Genomic DNA, 14,853 nt, shown 5'->3' with positions numbered 1-14,853 from the left:
CCTGCCCGACGTGAAAATGAACGGGAAGGCGTCATGATTTATCCAGCACATGGAGGAATTCGTAGCGGGGCGCGAGGCCGTTTTGCCAGGCTTCATATTGCTCATAAACGGCTTCGAGCATGTTGCCGGTCAGGCGCAGACTGGTTTCCATCACGGTGGCAATGGCATCCCAGTCAGCCTGACGCTTGCAGGTCCGCTGGAGGATGAGTTTGATCTCATTGAAGTGCTCGACATCGATATCCGAATGAGCAATGAAGAACGTCAGTTGAGCGGGCTTCAGCGCCAGTGTTTCACTCAGCTTGGCGATCAACGGAGTAATAAAGTGATAAGCGTTTTCCGCCCAGTAACTGTATCCCAGCCGCTGTAACGGATTACCGGTAAAAGAAATCCAGTACAAATAAGCAATCAATACTTCCGTCGCCGGAAGTGCCGGTGGCATATCAAAGACTTCATTCTTCAATCCCAGGCTCATGACATCATGCAAGGCCATTTTTTCATGACCGACTTCTTGCGCAGCATGTTCAAAACAGAATTTCGCATAAACAGGATTATCGGCATGCCGCACACCGACCAAACCCTGATTTCGGGCATTGTGTGCGGTGTAATGAAAGGTTTCGATCATGTAGATCGCATATAACGCTCTGGAAACACTGCCCTCGCGGATAGCCTTGACCATCCGGGAATTATCCAGAATATCGGCCCACGCTTTTTCAATGCGCTGATCGAGCAGAATCAGCTGTTGTTCAAAACTGACGGACGCATTCATCGCGACTCTCCGGGTAGTTGCCGTTGATGGGGAAAGGTTGTTGCAGCGCCGTGAGGACTTCCCGCCATTGCGCAGACAGCAGCCAGTAATCGCCGCGCGCGCGGTGTTCGATATGCAGTGAGCTGGAAGTGATCGGGGTCAGGCCAAAGCGCTGGAACAGTCGCCGTTGTGGCGATCGGCACAAGGCCGTCACACCTTGATAGCCGCGATCGATCGCCCATTCGGTGGCGGCTGCAAGCAGCACATTGGTCAGCGCCGGTCGGTGCTGTTGCGAATGCGTGATCAGGCGACTGAACTCGACATGACGCGCCAGCGCCACGGTCGGAGAAACATACTGGTGCGCCAGCGAAGCCCATTCGAAAGGCGAAGGGGTCACTCGCAAAACCGCCGTCAGTTGATCGCGTTGATACAGCAGAAAATGTGTACTGCGCGATGAAATCGCCAGCCTTGTTTCAAGTGCCCGGGCTCTGGAAGTCAGCATGTAATGCTTTAATCGCAGACGAAACTGGCGGCCGATGAATCGTTCAAACTCGCTGGCATCTGACCCCGCATCAAGCATAACAATACGATAATCGGCATGCTGCCTGGTTAATGTCTCTTGAAGCCCCTGCAGATAATCCTTGAGTTGTAAGTTCGTAGTATCCATTCCTTCTCCGCAGACGTTAACTTATCGAAGTTTCTGAGCGCATTGAAATAATGGATGCTTTTAGAAATATCGCCACTACGCGACTTCTGATAATGACGTGGGAAAAGTTACTGAAACTTCTAACTTATCGATTTATCTGACACACAGCAGTACAACATAAACAACAGATTGTTTAAGTTATGCAGATTACCAAGGATAAATCGCAGACAGAAAAAAACTCCTCGCCAAAACAGTCGAGGAGTTAAAAACAGGTGAGGCGGAAATCGGGTCAGTCGGGACGAATAACCTTACCCGTCGCCAGATCGCGAATGACGCTAGGATTTTTCCGCCCGCCAAGGCTGCCGCCCAATACCAGATCGATCTGGCCACGGAAATATTGCTCAACCCGTAAACGCGTGCGCGCTGCCGGGCGACCCTGCGGGTTGGCAGAGGTCGAAATCAATGGCCCGATCATCGAGCACAAATCACGCACTTGCGGGTGATCGCTGACCCGCAGTGCCACGGTGTCGTGCACGCCGGTGACCCATTCCGGCAACAAGCCCTGATGTGGCACCAGCCAGGTGTTCGGCCCCGGCCAGGTGCTGGCCATGCGGTCGATCCACTCTTGCGGGAAGTCTTCGAACAGGAAGTCGAACTGGCGAATGTTGTCGGCGACCAGGATCAGCCCTTTGACCACCGAACGATTCTTGATCGCCAGCAACCGATCCACTGCCTCTTCGTTCCACGGGTCGCAACCCAGCCCCCAGACGGCTTCGGTTGGATAGGCAATCACCGCTCCGGCGCGAATCTCTCGTGCGGCTTGCTGCACACGCCAACTGTTGACCATGAAAAAACTCTCCGCAAACAGGTTTCGCGCAGTTTACCGATCTTCCTTGTAAAACCTAGCGCGTCCTGGCCAACCAGCGACCGTTTTCGCACACCGCACGGCCATCCATTTCCAGTTCGGTGAGGGCCGCCAGCACTTTCGGTAATGCCCAGCCGCTGCTGTCGGCCAAGCCTTCGCTGGTGTGCGGCGCGGCGTGGAGCAGGGCGAGCAACGGATGATCGACTTTCGGAGAATCCGTGGACAACGGCAAATGCTGCCAGCCACGCAACGCTTCGAGGATGTGTTCGATGGTTTCCACCAGCACTGCACCGTCTCGAATCAACTGGTGACAACCGCGCGCACCGGGGTGATGAATCGAACCGGGAATCGCGTAAACCTCGCGCCCCTGTTCCGCCGCCAGCCTTGCGGTAATCAAAGAGCCGCTGGCAACGCTCGCCTCGACTACCAGAACGCCAAGGGACAAACCACTGATGATGCGGTTGCGTCGCGGGAAGTTGCTCGCGGTCGGCCCGGCGTCCAGAGGAAACTCCGAAAGCACCGCGCTGCCGGACGCAATCATCGCATCAGCCAAGCGTCGATTGCGCTGTGGATAAAAGTTTTCCAACCCGGTGCCGAGTACGCCCACGGTCAGCCCGCCAACATCCAGAGCAGCCTGATGCGCAGCGGCATCGATACCCAACGCCAACCCGCTGGTGATGACAAAACCGGCCCCGGCGAGGCAGCGGGAAAATGCTGCGGCGGTGTCCATTCCCGGACGCGACGCGCGACGGCTACCCACCATCGCCAGTTGCGGTTTCTCGAGAATCAGCGGATCACCGGCAACGAACAACATTGGCGGCGGATCAGGAATCTGCGCCAGCAGCGCCGGGTAATCGGCTTGATCCCACATCAGCAAATGATGCTCTGGCCGCTCTAGCCAGCGCATTGCATGGCTGGCACCGTCGCGAACGTCTGGACAGCGCCGCGCTTCGGCGCACGTCGCCGGCAAACCCAACGAACGCCACGCACTGGCCGGAGCGCTGATGGCTTTTGAGGCCGAGCCGAAGGCTTCAAGCAATTTGGCAAAGCGCTTCGGGCCGACATCCGGCAAGCGGTGCAGGCGCAGGCGCGCTTCCAGTTCCGCTGGGGAAACCGGCGTACAGACAGGCAATATCATGGATCATCCTTGATCGTTATAAGCCCCGAACCATTCGGAACAAGCTGTGGATAACTCTGTTGGTAACTTGTTAAGCAAGCTTACGGATTTCGCACCTTGTCGAGCACCGCCAGCGAGCGTGAAGCGTTGAGAACGAGGCCGTAGCTGAGTTTGTCGTAGGTGCGGAACACCATCAGCAACCCGGCGCGTTCGTCGGGAATTTTCAGTGGCTGGCCGGTAATGCGGTCACGCACGGTTTCGCCGGTTTTCATCACCACCAAAACGTTGCCTTCGGCGAGACCATCGCGCTTGCCTTTGTTCAAAGTGACCACGTCCATCACACCAATCTGGGTAACACCACGCGGAACATCGATGATCACGCCGTTGATGCTGGTCGTTGGCGCGCTGGGCATGAAGGTCGAATTGATCGAACGCTCCTCGCCGCTGAACAAGCGGTCGCCGAGGCGCACTTCTTGCGTGGTGCGTTGCAGGGCGAGGGTGGCGACGTCGCCTTCGGTAGCGACAATTTCACCGCCACCGATATCGTCGGCGTTGATCCCCAGAAACTCCTTGGTCTGAGGATCTGTGTAGACCTTGCCCTGACGGAAGATCCCGTAAACCGGCTGATCTGTATCAAAATGGCCACGGGCGAAGATCCGGTCACCGGTGCCGCTGAGCACGCGTTCGGCATCACCGGCGACGATGTAAGGTGCCTTGTCGAAATCCTCGACCTTGTCAACGATGCGGTTGCTCAGCAGAAAGCTGTTGATCGACTTCAGTGGAATGCTCGGAATCGCCTCGGCTACCGGGCTGGTGCGAATACGCGGCGAGATCTTGATGGTGCCGCGTGACTCGCCACGATTGAGCGTCAGACGCGGTTGGCCGTCGACATAGCTGAGCGTCAGCGTGTCGCCGGGATAGATCAGGTTGGGGTTTTCGATTTGCGGATTGGCCCGCCACAGTTGTGGCCATTGCCAGGGCTCGCGCAGGTATTTGCCGGAAATGTCCCAGAGTGTATCCCCCGAAACCACCGTATATTGCTGTGGAAAACCTTCCCTGAGTTGCACTTGCCCTTGCGCCACGCCAGCCGAAGCCAACAGCAGCAGGGCGAGTAGTGTTTTCCTCATGCAGTGAATCCCTTTATCATGTGCATTCGCGTGAACCGTCAGAGCCCCCGTGGCTCGCTTGTGCAAAATGCACAAGCTACGCTTCACAACGGTAGCCTGCATCTTCGGACCTGCCAGGCCATCGCCCGACTTTACTCAACGTGTGCAGCAATCAAAGCCTATGGCCATTTTAAACATCCTCGAATTCCCGGACCCGCGTCTGCGCACTATCGCCAAGCCTGTGGCTGTAGTGGACGACGAAGTGCGTCAGTTGGTCGATGACATGTTTGAAACAATGTATGAAGCGCCGGGCATCGGCCTTGCCGCGACCCAGGTCAACGTGCACAAACGTATCGTCGTGATGGACCTTTCCGAAGACCGCACCGAACCGCGGGTGTTCATCAACCCCGAGTTCGAATCGCTGACCGAAGAAATGGAGCAATACCAGGAAGGCTGCCTCTCGGTACCGGGTTTCTACGAAAATGTCGATCGCCCGCAAAAGGTCAAAATCAAGGCGCTGGACCGCGACGGCAAGCCCTATGAGCTGATCGCCGAAGGCCTGCTCGCGGTGTGCATCCAGCACGAATGCGACCACCTCAACGGCAAATTGTTCGTCGATTACCTGTCCACGCTCAAACGCGACCGGATCAAGAAGAAACTGGAAAAGCAGCACCGCCAGAACGCTTGATGCCCCTCCTTCAAAGGCTTGCTGCGGCAAGCCTTTTTCTTTTCAAGAGACGCCCTTCATGACTGAGCCACTGCGCATCGTTTTTGCCGGCACCCCGGAATTCGCCGCCGAACACCTCAAGGCCCTGCTGAACAGCCCTTACGAGATCGTTGCGGCTTACACCCAACCGGATCGTCCGGCCGGTCGCGGGCAAAAACTGATGCCGAGCCCGGTCAAACAGCTCGCCCTGGAAAACCATATCCAGGTGTTGCAGCCGCCGACATTGCGCAATCCTGAGGCTCAGGCTGAACTGGCCGCGCTGAAACCGGATCTGCTGGTAGTGGTCGCCTACGGACTGATCCTGCCGCAAGTGGTGCTGGATATCCCGCGTTTGGGCTGCATCAACAGTCATGCCTCGCTGCTGCCACGCTGGCGCGGTGCGGCGCCGATTCAACGCGCCGTAGAGCACGGTGATGCCGAGAGCGGCGTAACCGTGATGCGCATGGAAGCCGGCCTCGACACCGGGCCGATGCTGCTCAAGGTCGTCACGCCAATCACCGGTGAAGACACTGGTGGCTCCTTGCATGATCGCCTCGCAGAAATGGGCCCACCAGCCGTGGTGCAAGCGATTGCCGGTCTGGCTGCTGGCACGCTGGAAGGCGAAGTGCAGAATGATGAGCTCGCCACTTATGCACACAAGCTGAACAAGGACGAAGCGCGCATCGACTGGAGCCGTCCGGCGGTTGAGCTGGAGCGACTGGTGCGCGCCTTCAACCCATGGCCGATCACCCACAGCACCCTTAACGGTGAAGCGCTGAAAGTGCTGGCGGCGACACTCGCCGACGGCAAAGGCGCCCCGGGTGAAATCCTCAGCGCCAGCAAGGACGGTTTGGTCGTCGCCTGCGGCGAACAAGCCCTGTGCCTGACCCGCCTGCAACTGCCCGGCGGCAAAGCGCTGAACTTCAGCGACCTGTTCAACAGCCGCCGTGAGAAGTTCGCGGTTGGCACCGTGCTCGGCGCAGCGGTGGACGCACAATGAATCCGCGTCTGGCCGCCGCCAAGGCACTCGCCGCCGTGCTCAGCGGCAAAGCCTCGCTGAACAGCTCCCTGCCGACGCAACTGGACAAGGTCGAGGATCGCGATCGCGGTTTCACTCAGGATCTGGCCTTCGGCACCGCGCGCTGGCAGCCACGTCTTTCGGCATTGGCCGAGAAACTGCTGCAGAAACCGTTCAAAGCTGCCGACGCCGATGTCGAAGCGTTGCTGCTGGTCGGCCTCTACCAATTGCTTTACACCCGCGTGCCGGCCCACGCCGCCATTGGCGAAACCGTCGGTTGCGCCGAGAAGCTGAAAAAGCCGTGGGCCAAAGGCCTGCTCAACGCCGTGTTGCGCAATGCCCAGCGCGAAAGCGAGACGATTTTCGCCGAGCTGGAACGTGATCCGGTGGTGCGTACCGCTCACCCACGCTGGCTGCAAAAATCCCTCAAGGCTTTCTGGCCGGAACAGTGGGAAGCAATCTGCGAAGCGAACAATGCGCATCCGCCGATGATTCTGCGGGTCAATCGCCGTCATCACAGCCGCGACGCTTACCTTGGTTTGCTGACTGAGGCCGGGATTGCCGCAACACCGTGCATTTACAGCCGCGACGGCATCATCCTCGAAGCCGCTGCTGACGTGCGCAGCCTGCCAGGTTTCGCCGAAGGCTGGATCAGCGTGCAGGACGAAGCGGCGCAACTGGCTGCCGATCTGCTCGATCTGGCGCCGGGGCAACGCGTGCTCGACGCCTGTTGCGCGCCCGGCGGCAAGACCTGCCACATCCTCGAAGCCGAACCGGCGCTGGCCGGTGTGGTGGCGGTGGATCTGGAAGCCAAACGGCTGGTGCGCGTTAAGGAAAACCTCGAACGCCTCGGCTTGAACGCGGAACTGATCGCCGCCGACGGTCGCGACACCGAGAAATGGTGGGACGGCAAACCCTTCCAGCGCATCCTGCTCGACGCGCCGTGCTCGGCCACCGGCGTGATCCGTCGCCATCCGGACATCAAGCTGACCCGTCAGCCGGCCGACATCGTCGCCCTCGCGCAACTGCAAGGCGAACTGCTCGATGCGATGTGGAAAACCCTCGAAGTCGGCGGCATCCTGCTGTACGCCACCTGCTCGACGCTGCCGACCGAAAACACCGAAGTCATCGCCGCGTTCCTCGAGCGTACGCCGGGTGCCCGCGAACTGGATCTGGCCACCAGTGCCGGGATCAAACAGCCCCATGGTCGCCAATTGCTGGCCCAGCAGGGCGGGCATGACGGGTTCTACTACGCCAAGCTGATCAAGATCGCTGCCGCGCGCGGCTAAATGGGTTCAATGGAGTGACTGGATGAAAATCATCATCCTCGGGGCGGGGCAGGTCGGCGGTTCGCTGGCTGAGCACCTCGCCAGCGAAGCCAACGACATCACCGTGGTCGATACCGACGGCGAGCGCCTGCGCGACCTCGGCGACCGCCTCGATATTCGTACCGTGCAGGGCCGTGGCTCGCTGCCGTCGGTGCTGCGTCAGGCCGGCGCCGACGACGCCGACATGCTGGTGGCGGTGACCAACAGCGACGAAACCAACATGGTCGCCTGCCAGGTCGCCCACACGCTGTTCCACACCCCGACCAAGATCGCCAGGGTGCGCGAAGCGTCTTACCTCCATCGCGAAGAACAGCTGTTCCAGAACGAAGCGATTCCGGTCGACGTGCTGATCAGCCCCGAGCAAGTGGTGACCAACTATATCAAGCGCCTGATCCAGCATCCGGGCGCCTTGCAGGTGATCGACTTCGCCGAAGGCGCGGCGCAACTGGTGGCGGTGCGCGCTTATTACGGCGGGCCGCTGGTCGGTCAGCAATTGCGTCAGTTGCGCGAACATATGCCGAATGTCGAGACGCGCGTGGCCGCGATTTTCCGCCGTGACCGACCGATCCTGCCCCAGGGCGATACGGTGATCGAGGCCGATGACGAAGTCTTCTTCATCGCCGCCCGTGAGAATATTCGTGCGGTCATGAGCGAAATGCGCCGTCTCGACGAAACCTACAAACGCATCGTCATCGCGGGCGGCGGGCAGATCGGTGAACGGCTGGCCGAGGCCATCGAAAGCCGCTATCAGGTGAAGATCATCGAGATGAACCCGGCGCGTTGCCGTTATCTCTCCGACACCCTCGACAGCACCGTGGTGCTGCAGGGCAGCGCGTCCGACCGCGATTTGCTGCTGGAAGAGAACATCGCCGACGCCGACATTTTTCTAGCGCTGACCAACGATGACGAAGCCAACATCATGTCGTCGCTGCTGGCCAAACGGCTGGGGGCGAAGAAGGTCATGACGATCATCAACAACCCGGCCTACGTCGACCTGATTCAGGGCGGCGATATCGACATCGCCATCAGCCCGCAACTGGCGACCATCGGCACCCTGCTGGCCCACGTCCGTCGTGGCGATATCGTCAGCGTGCACTCACTGCGTCGCGGTGCGGCGGAAGCCATTGAGGCGATTGCCCACGGTGATGCGAAGTCGAGCAAGGTGATCGGTAAACCGATCGAGAAGATCGGCCTGCCGCCGGGCACCACGATTGGTGCCGTGATCCGCAACGAACAGGTGATCATAGCCCACGATGACACGGTGATCGAAGCGGGCGACCATGTGATTCTGTTCCTTGTGGATAAAAAGCATATTCGCGATGTGGAGAAGCTGTTTCATGTGGGGTTGAGCTTCTTCTGATCCGGATTATCGGGGGATCAGACTGGTGTCATCGCGAGCAGGCTCGCTCCCACATTTGGAATGCGTTCCCCTGTAGGAGTGAGCCTGCTCGCGATAGCGGTATCCCATAGCAAGACTCATCCCTGACACACCTCATTCAAGGAATCTCCCATGCTCGAATCCCTGGAAAAAATGCTCGCCAAGGGTGTGGATAACTCATTGCTGCGCTTCGGCCTGGGCAAGGGTTATCTGGATCTGGGCGAAAACGCCAAGGCTGCCGAGCATTTCCAGCGCTGTGTCGGTTTTGATCCGAAGTATTCGGCGGCATGGAAACTATTGGGCAAGGCGCATCTGGCGCTGGGCGATCACGTCGCCGCGCGGCAAGCGTGGGAACAAGGTCTGGAAGCGGCCCGCGCCCATGGCGACAAGCAGGCCGAAAAGGAAATGACGGTGTTTCTAAAGAAACTGGATCGTCAGGCGCAGTGAATCAAAGGTAACGAAGACCGATGCCTTCGGCATTCACTGTCACCACTTCCATGCGCACCCGCGGCGCGCCTGTGGGTAACCCCTGCACCTGGCCGTAAACCACTGCACCTTTGGGCAAAGAAGCCAAAACCGGATGCTGCACAAACACCCCGGTAGGCGACAGGTTGCGCGTCTGTCCGAGGCATTCGCCGAAGCTGTCGTGGGTGATCTTGATGCGGAAGGATTTGCGTTGTTCGGACATCTTCTTGCGCCCTTTGATGAACGGTTGTGGATAACCTCACCAGTGAGGTTATCCACAGATCATGCCAATCAGCTCAGTACCAGCGCTCTTCGCCCGGCGGACGCTTTTTGAAGCGCTTCATGCTCCACATGTACTGGCTTGGATACGCCGCCACATAACGCTCGACGACTTTACTCATCGCTGCGCAGGATTCGGCGGTATCGGTGCTGTACATGGCTTCCGGCGCCGCTTCGAGGATCACTTTGTAGCCAGAACCGTCTGGCAGGCGCAGCGCATGCAGGAACACGCCAACGGCTTTGCCGCCGGCCAACATGTTCGGCACGAATTTACTGGTCAGCGCTTGAGTCGCGAAGAACGGCACGAAGATCCCGGCGGATTCGGCCGGTTCCGGGTCAGCGGGAATGCCCACTGCACCACCTTTGCGCACTTCCTTGATGACGCTGAGGATGCCTTCCTTGGTGGAAGCAGCGACTTTGTTGCCCAGTTGCACACGCTGTTTGCGCAGCAATTCATCCACAGCCTTGAGCTTCGGCGGACGGTAGAAAATGATCGGTTTGCACTGGCTGCAATAGAAGTGGTTGAGCACTTCCCAGTTGCCGAGGTGGCTGGTGATGCCGACCACGCCTTTGCCCGAGGCCAGCGCATCCTTGAGCACGTCGAGACCTTCGACTTCACGCACCAGGTCGATCGAACGCTGCGCCGGCCAGATCCACGCGCAGGCGCTTTCGGTCAACGACTTGCCGATGTCTTTCAAACTCTGGCCGACCAGACGTTCACGTTCGACCGGATCCATCTGTGGAAAACATTTGGCGAGGTTGATCCGCACCACGTCGCGGGAACGGTTGGGGGTTTTCCACATGATCCAGCCGATCGCCGAACCCACGGCCTGCACGGCCCGCCATGGCAGCAGGGCAAACAGCCGCAGAGCGCCTACCAGCAAGGCGCCTTTAAACTTTTCCACAGGTCACTCCTGATCTTGTGCGGTTCGCGAGGCGGCCATTCTAACCGCCGTTGGCGAGCTGCGCGTAGCGGTCGCAGTCCTGCGTGTGGTCCATGACCATGCCCGAGGCCTGCATCAGCGCGTAGCAAATGGTCGGGCCGACGAACGTGAACCCGGCCTTTTTCAGGCCTTTGCTCATCGCCAGCGCTTCGGGGGTGATCGCCGGGACTTCGCTGCGATCCTTGAAATGATTGATGATCGGTTGGTCGTTAACAAACGACCAGAGGAACCCCACCGGCTCCTCCAGCGCCAGCCAGGCCTGGGCATTACGGCGGGCGGCATTGAGTTTGAGGCGGTTGCGAATAATCCCCGGATCGAGCATCAACTCGTCGATTTCGGCGTCGCTCATCTGCGCCACACGCTGTACGTCGAAGCCGAACAACACCTCGCGATAACGCTCGCGCTTGCGCAGCACGGTGATCCAGGACAACCCGGCCTGGAACCCTTCGAGCAAAAGCAACTCGAACAAACCCTGCGCATCGCGTAGCGGCGTGCCCCACTCCTGGTCGTGATAAGCCATGTACAGCGGATCTTCGGTACACCAAAAGCAGCGTGGCATAAGGCTCCAGGGGGCGTGCGCAGCAATGAATCGGGTATACTCCCGCTCTTTAAATCGCAGCCCAAGAAACAGGTGAATTTCGTGAGCCAGCCTACGCCAGCCGTGCGTACCTTCCAAGACTTGATCCTCGCGCTCCAGCAATACTGGGCCGAGCAAGGTTGTGTGGTACTTCAGCCCTACGATATGGAAGTAGGCGCCGGCACTTTCCACACCGCGACCTTCCTCCGCGCCATCGGCCCGGAAACCTGGAACGCCGCCTACGTGCAGCCAAGCCGCCGTCCGACTGACGGCCGTTACGGTGAAAACCCGAACCGTCTGCAGCACTACTACCAGTTCCAGGTGGTCCTCAAGCCGAACCCGGACAACTTTCAGGAGCTGTACCTGGGCTCGCTCAAGCATGTCGGCCTGGACCCACTGGTCCACGACATTCGCTTCGTCGAAGACAACTGGGAATCGCCGACCCTCGGCGCCTGGGGTCTGGGCTGGGAAGTCTGGCTGAACGGCATGGAAGTGACTCAGTTCACTTACTTCCAGCAGGCGGGCGGTATCGAGTGCTACCCGGTGACCGGCGAGATCACTTACGGTCTTGAGCGTCTGGCCATGTACCTGCAGGGCGTGGATTCGGTCTACGACCTGGTCTGGGCTGACGGCCCGATGGGCAAAGTCACCTACGGCGACGTGTTCCACCAGAACGAAGTGGAGCAGTCCACTTACAACTTCGAACACGCCAACGTCGACAAGCTGTTCGAACTGTTCGACTTTTATGAAGGCGAAGCCAAACGTCTGATCGAACTCGACCAGCCGCTGCCGTTGCCGAGCTACGAAATGGTCCTGAAGGCGTCGCACACCTTCAACCTGCTGGATGCGCGCCGGGCGATCTCGGTAACCGCGCGTCAGCAATACATTCTGCGCGTACGCACCCTGGCGCGTTCCGTTGCGCAAGCCTACCTGCTGGCACGCGCCAAGCTGGGCTTCCCGATGGCGACCCCGGATCTGCGTGACGAAGTACTGGCCAAGCTGGAGGCTGCACAATGAGTGCGCAAGATTTTCTGGTTGAACTGGGCACCGAAGAACTGCCACCGAAAGCCCTGAACACCTTGGCTGAGGCGTTCCTCGCCGGTATCGACAAAGGCCTGCAAGCCGCCGGCCTGAGCTACGAGACTAAAACCGTCTACGCCGCGCCACGTCGTTTGGCTGTGCTGATCACCGCGCTGGCGACCCAGCAACCGGATCGCAGCATCAACCTCGACGGCCCGCCACGTCAGGCGGCGTTCGACGCTGAAGGCAATCCGACTCAGGCAGCCCTGGGCTTTGCCAAGAAGTGCGGCGTTGATCTGAGCGAAATCGATCAGAGCGGTCCGAAACTGCGTTACAGCCAGAGTATCGCCGGCAAGCCGACCGCGAGCCTGCTGCCGACCATCGTCGAAGATTCGCTGAACGACCTGCCAATCCCGAAACGCATGCGTTGGGGTGCGCGCAAGGAAGAGTTCGTGCGTCCGACCCAATGGCTGGTGATGCTGCTCGGTGACCAGGTCATCGATTGCACCATCCTCGCGCAAAAGGCTGGCCGTGATTCCCTTGGTCACCGTTTCCATCACCCGCAAAGCGTGCGCATCGGTTCGCCGTCGAGCTACCTCGCCGACCTGCGTGCCGCTTATGTACTCGCCGATGCAAACGAGCGTCGCGAGATCATCAGCAAGCGCACCGAAGAACTGGCCACCCGTCAGGAAGGCACGGCAATCGTTCCGCCGGCACTGCTTGACGAAGTGACCGCGCTGGTTGAATGGCCGGTGCCGCTGGTGTGCTCGTTCGAGGAACGTTTCCTCGACGTGCCGCAGGAAGCGCTGATCACCACCATGCAGGACAACCAGAAGTACTTCTGCCTGCTGGATGCCGACGGCAAGTTGCTGCCACGTTTCATCACTGTGGCCAACATCGAAAGTAAAGATCCGCAGCAGATCATCGCCGGTAACGAAAAAGTGGTTCGCCCACGCCTGACCGACGCCGAGTTCTTCTTCAAGCAAGACAAGAAGCAGAAACTCGAAGCTTTCAATGATCGCCTGAAGAACGTGGTGTTCCAGGAAAAACTCGGCAGCGTCTACGACAAGGCCGAACGCGTATCGAAACTGGCTGCGTACATCGCCGCACGCATTGGCGGCAACGCTTCGTGGGCTGCTCGCGCTGGCCTGCTGTCGAAGTGCGACCTGGCCACCGAAATGGTCGGCGAGTTCCCGGAGATGCAAGGTGTCGCCGGCTATTACTACGCCCTCAATGATGGCGAGCCGGAAGACGTCGCGCTGGCGCTCAACGAGCAGTACATGCCACGCGGTGCCGGTGCAGAACTGCCAGCCACCCTGACCGGTGCAGCCGTCGCGATCGCTGACAAGCTCGACACCCTGGTCGGTATCTTCGGTATCGGCATGCTGCCAACCGGTAGCAAAGACCCGTACGCCCTGCGCCGTGCGGCACTCGGCGTGCTGCGTATCCTCATCGAGAAAAAACTCGATCTGGACCTGAACGACGCCGTCGCATTCGCGGTGAATGCGTTCGGTGCCAAGGTCAAGGCTGCCGGCCTCAACGAGTCCGTATTGGAGTTCATCTTCGACCGTCTCCGTGCACGTTACGAAGACGAAGGCGTTGAAGTGGCGACTTACCTGTCGGTGCGTGCCCTGAAGCCGGGATCGGCGCTGGACTTCGATCAGCGTGTGCAAGCGGTTCAGGCCTTCCGCAAACTGCCGGAAGCGGCAGCGCTGGCGGCGGTGAACAAGCGTGTATCGAACCTGCTGAGCAAACTCGAAGGCGCGGTGCCGACCGAGGTGCAAGCCAAGTATTTCGACAACGCCAATGAGTTCTCGCTGTACTCGGCGATCCAGCAAGCGGATCAAGCGGTGCAGCCAATGGCCGCGGCGCGTCAGTACAACGAATCGCTGGCCCGCCTGGCGGCATTGCGTGAGCCGGTGGATGCGTTCTTCGACGCGGTGATGGTCAATGCCGACGACGCCAATGTGCGGGCCAACCGTTACGCGCTGCTGGCGCGTCTGCGTGGCCTGTTCCTCGGTGTTGCCGACATTTCGCTGCTGGGTTGAGGGATTGCTGTTGAAACTGCTGATTCTCGATCGGGACGGAGTGATCAATTACGACTCCGACGCTTACATCAAGTCCGTGGCGGAGTGGATTCCGTTGCCCGGCTCGATCGAAGCGATTGCGCAGTTGAGCAAGGCCGGCTGGACGGTGGCGGTGGCCACCAACCAGTCGGGCATTGCTCGCGGCTATTACGACCTCGCCACCCTCGATGCCATGCACGCGCGTTTGCGCGAGTTGGTGGCGGAGCAGGGCGGTGACGTCGGGCTGATCGTGTATTGCCCGCACGGGCCGGACGAAGGCTGCGATTGCCGCAAACCGAAACCGGGAATGTTGAAAACCATCGCGGCGCATTACAACGTCGAGCTGACCAATGTCTGGTTCGTCGGCGACAGCCTTGGTGACCTGGAGGCCGCCAAAGCCGTCGATTCACAGCCAGTTTTGGTAAAGACCGGAAAAGGCGCAAAGACTCAGGGCAAAACCCTGCCGGTTGGCACTCTGATTTTTGACGATCTGGCGGCGATTGCCGCAGAACTTATCCACAACTAGAGTACTTCTGAAGTTCCTGACCAGGGATTGATCGGGAGTGCGCTTGAACACTCGGGCATTGCCCCGT

At 59.4% G+C, this 14,853-nt stretch carries 16 protein-coding genes; 8 read left to right on the top strand and 8 right to left on the bottom strand.

Translation table 11 applies throughout. From position 1 onward, the window contains the following. Positions 1-31 precede the first annotated feature (31 nt). The 5 genes from PspR84_RS00175 to PspR84_RS00155 all read right to left on the bottom strand — a co-directional run bounded on the left by PspR84_RS00175 (position 32) and on the right by PspR84_RS00155 (position 4,500). A complete protein-coding gene (locus tag PspR84_RS00175; protein ID WP_160054453.1) occupies positions 32-766 on the bottom strand; it encodes an iron-containing redox enzyme family protein in 735 nt (244 codons plus the stop codon). Then, positions 744-1,412, bottom strand: a complete 669-nt coding sequence (locus tag PspR84_RS00170) for a hypothetical protein (RefSeq protein WP_160054451.1) — start codon at positions 1,410-1,412, stop codon at positions 744-746. The genes PspR84_RS00175 and PspR84_RS00170 overlap by 23 nt, the downstream gene beginning before the upstream one ends. Positions 1,413-1,680: 268 nt before the next feature. Next, a complete protein-coding gene (locus tag PspR84_RS00165) occupies positions 1,681-2,238 on the bottom strand; it encodes an L-threonylcarbamoyladenylate synthase (RefSeq protein ID WP_160054449.1) in 558 nt (185 codons plus the stop codon). 55 nt (positions 2,239-2,293) lie between these two features. Next, the gene (gene dprA / locus PspR84_RS00160) at positions 2,294-3,394 is read right to left on the bottom strand and encodes a DNA-processing protein DprA (RefSeq protein ID WP_160054447.1); all 1,101 of its coding nucleotides are present in this window, start codon (positions 3,392-3,394) and stop codon (positions 2,294-2,296) included. Between the two features lie 80 nt (positions 3,395-3,474). Continuing rightward, positions 3,475-4,500 carry a LysM domain-containing protein gene (locus PspR84_RS00155; RefSeq protein WP_160054445.1) on the bottom strand — a complete coding sequence of 342 codons (1,026 nt, stop codon included), beginning with the start codon at positions 4,498-4,500 and terminating at the stop codon, positions 3,475-3,477. Between the two features lie 160 nt (positions 4,501-4,660). Here PspR84_RS00155 and def point away from each other — a divergent pair, with 160 nt between their 5' ends. The 5 genes from def to PspR84_RS00130 all read left to right on the top strand — a co-directional run bounded on the left by def (position 4,661) and on the right by PspR84_RS00130 (position 9,356). Further along, positions 4,661-5,167 carry a peptide deformylase gene (gene def, locus PspR84_RS00150; protein WP_064116564.1) on the top strand — a complete coding sequence of 169 codons (507 nt, stop codon included), beginning with the start codon at positions 4,661-4,663 and terminating at the stop codon, positions 5,165-5,167. A 58-nt stretch (positions 5,168-5,225) separates the two neighbouring features. Then, positions 5,226-6,185, top strand: a complete 960-nt coding sequence (gene fmt, locus PspR84_RS00145; RefSeq protein ID WP_160054443.1) for a methionyl-tRNA formyltransferase — start codon at positions 5,226-5,228, stop codon at positions 6,183-6,185. Continuing rightward, the gene (gene rsmB / locus PspR84_RS00140; protein ID WP_160054441.1) at positions 6,182-7,492 is read left to right on the top strand and encodes a 16S rRNA (cytosine(967)-C(5))-methyltransferase RsmB; all 1,311 of its coding nucleotides are present in this window, start codon (positions 6,182-6,184) and stop codon (positions 7,490-7,492) included. Before fmt ends, rsmB begins: the two co-directional genes overlap by 4 nt. Before the next feature lie 22 nt (positions 7,493-7,514). Further along, positions 7,515-8,891, top strand: coding sequence for a Trk system potassium transporter TrkA (trkA, locus tag PspR84_RS00135; protein WP_077575169.1), 1,377 nt, complete (start codon positions 7,515-7,517; stop codon positions 8,889-8,891). Between the two features lie 150 nt (positions 8,892-9,041). Next, positions 9,042-9,356 (top strand): tetratricopeptide repeat protein, encoded by a 315-nt coding sequence (locus PspR84_RS00130; RefSeq protein ID WP_095119685.1) that lies wholly within the window; start codon positions 9,042-9,044, stop codon positions 9,354-9,356. A 1-nt stretch (position 9,357) separates the two neighbouring features. Here the strand turns inward: PspR84_RS00130 and PspR84_RS00125 are convergent, their stop codons facing one another. From PspR84_RS00125 to PspR84_RS00115, 3 genes are all read right to left on the bottom strand, one after another. Further along, positions 9,358-9,597, bottom strand: a complete 240-nt coding sequence (locus PspR84_RS00125; protein ID WP_095119686.1) for a PilZ domain-containing protein — start codon at positions 9,595-9,597, stop codon at positions 9,358-9,360. Positions 9,598-9,670: 73 nt separating this feature from the next. Then, entirely contained in the window at positions 9,671-10,558 is an 888-nt protein-coding gene (locus tag PspR84_RS00120) for a lysophospholipid acyltransferase (RefSeq protein WP_160054439.1), read from the bottom strand. Positions 10,559-10,598: 40 nt separating this feature from the next. Next, a complete protein-coding gene (locus tag PspR84_RS00115; RefSeq protein ID WP_160054437.1) occupies positions 10,599-11,156 on the bottom strand; it encodes a DNA-3-methyladenine glycosylase I in 558 nt (185 codons plus the stop codon). An 81-nt stretch (positions 11,157-11,237) separates the two neighbouring features. On the opposite strand from PspR84_RS00115, the gene glyQ reads away from it, so the two are divergent. The 3 genes from glyQ to gmhB are packed head-to-tail and all read left to right on the top strand — an operon-like array spanning position 11,238 to position 14,786. Further along, positions 11,238-12,191: a glycine--tRNA ligase subunit alpha gene (glyQ, locus tag PspR84_RS00110; protein WP_034152298.1), complete on the top strand. Its 954-nt coding sequence runs from the start codon at positions 11,238-11,240 to the stop codon at positions 12,189-12,191. Then, positions 12,188-14,242 carry a glycine--tRNA ligase subunit beta gene (gene glyS, locus PspR84_RS00105; RefSeq protein ID WP_160054435.1) on the top strand — a complete coding sequence of 685 codons (2,055 nt, stop codon included), beginning with the start codon at positions 12,188-12,190 and terminating at the stop codon, positions 14,240-14,242. The genes glyQ and glyS overlap by 4 nt, the downstream gene beginning before the upstream one ends. A gap of 4 nt (positions 14,243-14,246) precedes the next feature. Then, complete coding sequence (gene gmhB / locus PspR84_RS00100; protein WP_174244422.1) at positions 14,247-14,786, top strand: D-glycero-beta-D-manno-heptose 1,7-bisphosphate 7-phosphatase; 540 nt, start codon at positions 14,247-14,249, stop codon at positions 14,784-14,786. Positions 14,787-14,853 lie beyond the last annotated feature (67 nt).

It is taken from the genome of Pseudomonas sp. R84 (assembly GCF_009834515.1).
Taxonomy (GTDB): Bacteria; Pseudomonadota; Gammaproteobacteria; order Pseudomonadales; family Pseudomonadaceae; genus Aquipseudomonas.
This window is presented reverse-complemented; position numbering and strand designations above follow the sequence as displayed.

Excerpts from the sequence above, each read along its gene's own strand:
- PspR84_RS00175 (WP_160054453.1), bottom strand. The coding sequence starts at position 766 with ATGAATGCGTCCGTCAGTTTTGAACAACAGCTGATTCTGCTCGATCAG.
- PspR84_RS00170 (WP_160054451.1), bottom strand. The coding sequence starts at position 1,412 with ATGGATACTACGAACTTACAACTCAAGGATTATCTGCAGGGGCTTCAA.
- PspR84_RS00165 (WP_160054449.1), bottom strand. The coding sequence starts at position 2,238 with ATGGTCAACAGTTGGCGTGTGCAGCAAGCCGCACGAGAGATTCGCGCC.
- dprA (WP_160054447.1), bottom strand. The coding sequence starts at position 3,394 with ATGATATTGCCTGTCTGTACGCCGGTTTCCCCAGCGGAACTGGAAGCG.
- PspR84_RS00155 (WP_160054445.1), bottom strand. The coding sequence starts at position 4,500 with ATGAGGAAAACACTACTCGCCCTGCTGCTGTTGGCTTCGGCTGGCGTG.
- def (WP_064116564.1), top strand. The coding sequence starts at position 4,661 with ATGGCCATTTTAAACATCCTCGAATTCCCGGACCCGCGTCTGCGCACT.
- fmt (WP_160054443.1), top strand. The coding sequence starts at position 5,226 with ATGACTGAGCCACTGCGCATCGTTTTTGCCGGCACCCCGGAATTCGCC.
- rsmB (WP_160054441.1), top strand. The coding sequence starts at position 6,182 with ATGAATCCGCGTCTGGCCGCCGCCAAGGCACTCGCCGCCGTGCTCAGC.
- trkA (WP_077575169.1), top strand. The coding sequence starts at position 7,515 with ATGAAAATCATCATCCTCGGGGCGGGGCAGGTCGGCGGTTCGCTGGCT.
- PspR84_RS00130 (WP_095119685.1), top strand. The coding sequence starts at position 9,042 with ATGCTCGAATCCCTGGAAAAAATGCTCGCCAAGGGTGTGGATAACTCA.
- PspR84_RS00125 (WP_095119686.1), bottom strand. The coding sequence starts at position 9,597 with ATGTCCGAACAACGCAAATCCTTCCGCATCAAGATCACCCACGACAGC.
- PspR84_RS00115 (WP_160054437.1), bottom strand. The coding sequence starts at position 11,156 with ATGCCACGCTGCTTTTGGTGTACCGAAGATCCGCTGTACATGGCTTAT.
- glyS (WP_160054435.1), top strand. The coding sequence starts at position 12,188 with ATGAGTGCGCAAGATTTTCTGGTTGAACTGGGCACCGAAGAACTGCCA.